The sequence below is a fragment of the Xenophilus sp. genome, from assembly GCF_044462705.1.
Lineage (GTDB): Bacteria > Pseudomonadota > Gammaproteobacteria > Burkholderiales > Burkholderiaceae_C > Xenophilus > Xenophilus azovorans.
Window position 1 is genome coordinate 1 of record NZ_JBIQNC010000311.1, and the last position, 3,890, is coordinate 3,890.

6 protein-coding genes are annotated in these 3,890 nt (G+C 65.9%); 5 read left to right on the plus strand and 1 reads right to left on the minus strand.

Translation table 11 applies throughout. The features are described 5' to 3' along the window. The first annotated feature begins 104 nt into the window (after positions 1-104). The 5 genes from ACIY1X_RS25350 (at position 105) to ACIY1X_RS25370 (ending at position 3,547) form a co-directional block, all read left to right on the plus strand. Positions 105-620 carry a cupin domain-containing protein gene (locus ACIY1X_RS25350; protein WP_399686169.1) on the plus strand — a complete coding sequence of 172 codons (516 nt, stop codon included), beginning with the start codon at positions 105-107 and terminating at the stop codon, positions 618-620. After that, entirely contained in the window at positions 620-835 is a 216-nt protein-coding gene (locus tag ACIY1X_RS25355; RefSeq protein WP_399686171.1) for a CDGSH iron-sulfur domain-containing protein, read from the plus strand. Before ACIY1X_RS25350 ends, ACIY1X_RS25355 begins: the two co-directional genes overlap by 1 nt. Before the next feature lie 35 nt (positions 836-870). Further along, on the plus strand, positions 871-1,860 hold the full coding sequence (locus ACIY1X_RS25360) for a LysR substrate-binding domain-containing protein (protein WP_399686174.1): 990 nt from the start codon (positions 871-873) through the stop codon (positions 1,858-1,860). Positions 1,861-1,955: 95 nt separating this feature from the next. Continuing rightward, a complete protein-coding gene (locus ACIY1X_RS25365) occupies positions 1,956-2,507 on the plus strand; it encodes a flavin reductase family protein (RefSeq protein WP_051953827.1) in 552 nt (183 codons plus the stop codon). Further along, positions 2,504-3,547 carry a Bug family tripartite tricarboxylate transporter substrate binding protein gene (locus tag ACIY1X_RS25370; protein WP_399686176.1) on the plus strand — a complete coding sequence of 348 codons (1,044 nt, stop codon included), beginning with the start codon at positions 2,504-2,506 and terminating at the stop codon, positions 3,545-3,547. Before ACIY1X_RS25365 ends, ACIY1X_RS25370 begins: the two co-directional genes overlap by 4 nt. Before the next feature lie 23 nt (positions 3,548-3,570). Here the strand turns inward: ACIY1X_RS25370 and ACIY1X_RS25375 are convergent. Further along, the coding region (locus ACIY1X_RS25375; RefSeq protein WP_399686178.1) for a hypothetical protein at positions 3,571-3,890 on the minus strand (320 nt) is incomplete at its 5' end.

A 3,890-nucleotide genomic window follows, 5' to 3' on the forward strand; every position in this document is an offset into this window, starting at 1 on the left:
GTCCCGTCCACTCCGCCAAAATTTCCTAGTGAAATCAACGGGCTGCAATCGAGAGGTTGCAGCCCGTTGTTCTTTTTGGAATTCGATTCGGCAGTCCTTGAAACATGGCTCACGCTGCGGGATGGCCTGATTTCCGCAACGAGACGTTCCAATCTTCAACCTATCCGGTCACCGGCTCGAACGGTATTCTGGCGCTGGCACTCAACATGGAAGAGACCCGCGCTATGAATCGAGATCTGACGAGCACCCCCGAGGGACGGCAATGGCTCTCCTCGTCCCGTGAAGGAACATCGGGTTTCCGGTTCCAGCTCAATCTGATCGGGGCCGAGTACACCGACGCCTACAGCGTCGACCTGGTGCAGATCGATCAGGGCGGCGGTTCGGAGACGCACATCGACGACTACAACCATGCCTTCTACTTCCTGGAAGGCGAGGGCGAGGTGTGCATCGCCGACGAACGCATCGCTACCGCGCCGGGGGTGGTCATCAAGATCCCTGCCGGGGTCGTGCACAGCGTCGGCAACATCGGCCAGGCGCCGCTGCGCTTTCTCACCATCTACGATCCGCCGCGCATGCGTGTCGCGGAGGTGGCGACGGGAACCTACACGGAGACACGCTGATGAAGGTCAAGGCTCGCCTGATCGACGACGGCCCACTCGTTCTGAGCGGGGACACGGTCCTGATCGACGGGGCTGGTGCGCCTTACCCTCCGGCGCCCGTGATCAGCATCTGTCGTTGCGGTCTCTCGGACAAGAAGCCGTTCTGCGACGGATCGCACCGCGTCAGGCGCTTCTCTCATCAGGCCAGGGCGCCCCGGTTGGACGAGAACAGCTAGGCCGGACGGCGGCATGGCGTGATCGGGGAGCCAGGATGGGAACGGTCGACGACCTGATGCTGCTCATCGCCGTCATCGAGGCCGGCAGCTTCTCCGGTGCCAGCCGAAATTCAGGCATCCCGAAATCGCGGCTGAGCCGCCGGATCAGCGAACTGGAGACGCGGCTCGGCGTGCAGTTGCTCAGCCGTGGCTCCCGGCGGTTTTCGGCCACCGAGGCAGGCCTGGCGATCTACGAGCGCGGCCTCAAGATCAAGGCCGAAGTCGACGCCATCAGCGCCATTGCCCAGGATCGCATGCAGCGCCCGACAGGTGCACTGAGGATCGCGTGCCCCGCGCTCATCAGCGAGCGCCTGGTGGCGGCCTTCGCGGTCAGCTTCAGTGCGGCCTATCCCGACGTGAAACTCTGCCTGGAAACGTCGAACGGGACATTCGACCCGAAGATCGACCACTACGACCTGAGCATCCATCCGGCGCAGTCGGAGGGCCTGGCGGACTGCGACCTGGTGCACCAGAAGTTGGTGACGGCGGATTTCTGTCTGGTGGCGTCACCGGAGGTCGCCGCCATGATCGGAAAGGCGGCCGGGCCGAAGGACCTCGAGGGCCGACCCGGCATCGGCTGGTCGGCTGACGGCTTCACGCCGCGCTGGCAGGTGCAGGACGCACGCGGCGAAACGGCCACCTTCAACGTGTCGGCCCGGTTCAGCGCATCCAGCCTCGCCGTCATCCATCAGGCCGCGCTCACGGGCCTGGGGCTGGCGCGATTGCCGCGCTCGATCTGCGAGGCCGATCTGGCCAGGGGAACGCTGGTTCTGCCGCTGCCCGCCTGGTCACCGCCATCCATCACGATCTACGCGCTGTACCCCTCGCGGCGCTCGCTGACGCTGGCCGGCAGGTTGTTCGTCTCCGGGCTGGCGCGTCATCTACAGGAGACCATGCACGGTTCGACGGCCGGCCTGCCGCCGATCGAAGGCCCCGGGCAGCGTCACGAAGGGAGCGACCAGGGCGCGTCTTTGCGTCCGATGTAGCGTTCGCGAAACCATGCGTTCCGGCGACGCGACTTGTCCGCCGCGCGATGCGAAGCCAACATGCAGGACATGTGTGGTCAGTCAAGGAGACACCGGTGCTCGACGCTGAGGAATTTCGCAAGGCCATTCGGACGTTCACCACGGGAATTACCGTCATCACGGTTCCGACCGGCGGCGCAGGCGGCGGCATGCACGGGATGACGGCGGGCTCGTTCGCGTCGGTGTCGCACAAGCCCCAGCTCGTCTCGATCAACGTGGCGAAGACCGCCCGAACCCACGCCTTCATCGAGAAGGCCAACCTCTACACGATCAATCTGCTCAAGGCTTCGCAAGGCGAACTCGCGGACTACTTCGCCGGCCGTCTTCTCGGCGTGGCACTGTCTCCGTCCTATGGCTGGGAGGGCGAATGGCCCGTCCTGAGCGAGTCGCTGGGCTACTTCGCCTGTCGGAAGTGGGCCCAGTACGACGGAGGCGACCATTCGATCTTCGTGGGCGAAGTCGTGAAGCTCGTGCGGACCGACGAAGCGCCGCTTGTCAATTCGAGAGGCCGCTTCCATGTCCTGGGCGATCGCATCCAGCACCGGTTCTTTCGCGAGCGTCAGTTGTACGACGAGCAATTGCGCGAGGCATCGAAAGCCTCCTCGTGAATCTTCTCGCGGCCGGTCTCTTTGCAGGGCCGGCGTTCCATGGGCTGCCCACGTCGGAGGACGAAACGATGCTTTCCTTGGTTGTCCGCTGGGCCGTTGCGCTGCTGGCCGTTGCGATCGTCGCGCCTGCTGCTCTGGCGGCGTCCGCCTTTCCTTCCAGGCCGGTCACGATCGTCGTGCCCTTTCCGGCCGGCGGCTCGCTGGATGCCGTGGCCCGCATCTGCGCCGAGAAGCTCTCCGCGAAATGGGGGCAGCCGGTGGTGGTCGACAACCGTGCGGGTGCAGGCGGCCTTGTCGGTGCGCAGCGAGTGAAGAGCTCGCCGCCGGACGGCTACATGCTGTTGCTGACCAACTCCGCGATGGTCCAGAACGTGGTGGGCGCCGCCGCTGCCAACGTGCCGTACGACCCGGTCAGGGACTTCAAGCCGGTGGTGCAGATGACGGACGCGGTGGCCGTCTTCATCGTGAACCCGAAGCTGCCGGCGAAGAGCCTTCAGGAGTTCATTGCGCTCGTGAAGCGCGAGCCGAAGCAGCACTCCTATGGCTCCGCCGGCGTGAACCAGACGCTGCACCTGCTGGGCGCGACCTTCAACGAAGCCGCCGGGCTCGACATGGTGCACGTGCCGCAGAAGGGCGATGGTCCGCTGCTGAACGACATCGTGGGCGGCCAGGTCTCGGGCGGCTTCGCCACCATCGCCGCTGCCGGGCCGCACATCGCCGCCGGCACGGTGCGTGCGCTGGGCGTCGCGGGCCCGCGATCGCCGTTGCTGCCGGACGTGCCGAGCTTCAAGGAGATGGGGTTTTCGCAACTGGACGTGGTGGGCTGGTTCGGCATGTTCGCGCCGGCCGGCACGCCGGAGCCCGTCGTGGACAGGCTTGCGGCTGACATCGCCGGGGTGCTGAAAGTGCCCGAGGTCGTCGCCAGGCTGCGCAGCATGGCGCTCACGCCCACGGGCTTGCCCTCCGCCGAATTCGGCGCGGTGGTGAAGCAAGATCTCGGCTACTGGGACACCGTCGTTCGCAGGGTGGGAGAGAAGTGAGAGGGCGTGGCAGGCAGCTTGCCTCACGGGGGATCGATGAAGAAGGGGCTGGTCCAGGCAAGCTGCCCGTTGAGCTGCCGGACCCGTAGGTACGCATAGCGTGTCAGCGTGCGGCCGGAAAGCGCCAGGTCGATGTGCATGCGGTAGTCCGACGGCGTGACGGCACGGTGAAACTGGAAGCTCTCGGCGCCGTAGGGCCCCGCATGAAAGTTGGCCGATCCCCGCAGCAGGTCGCTCATGCGAACCCGGTGGGCGAGCACGGCCGGCTGGCGGATGTCGATCGTCAGCTCGGTGGCGGCGTTCCCCTCGATCTGCATGACGACGGCATGCGTCGCCACGTCGG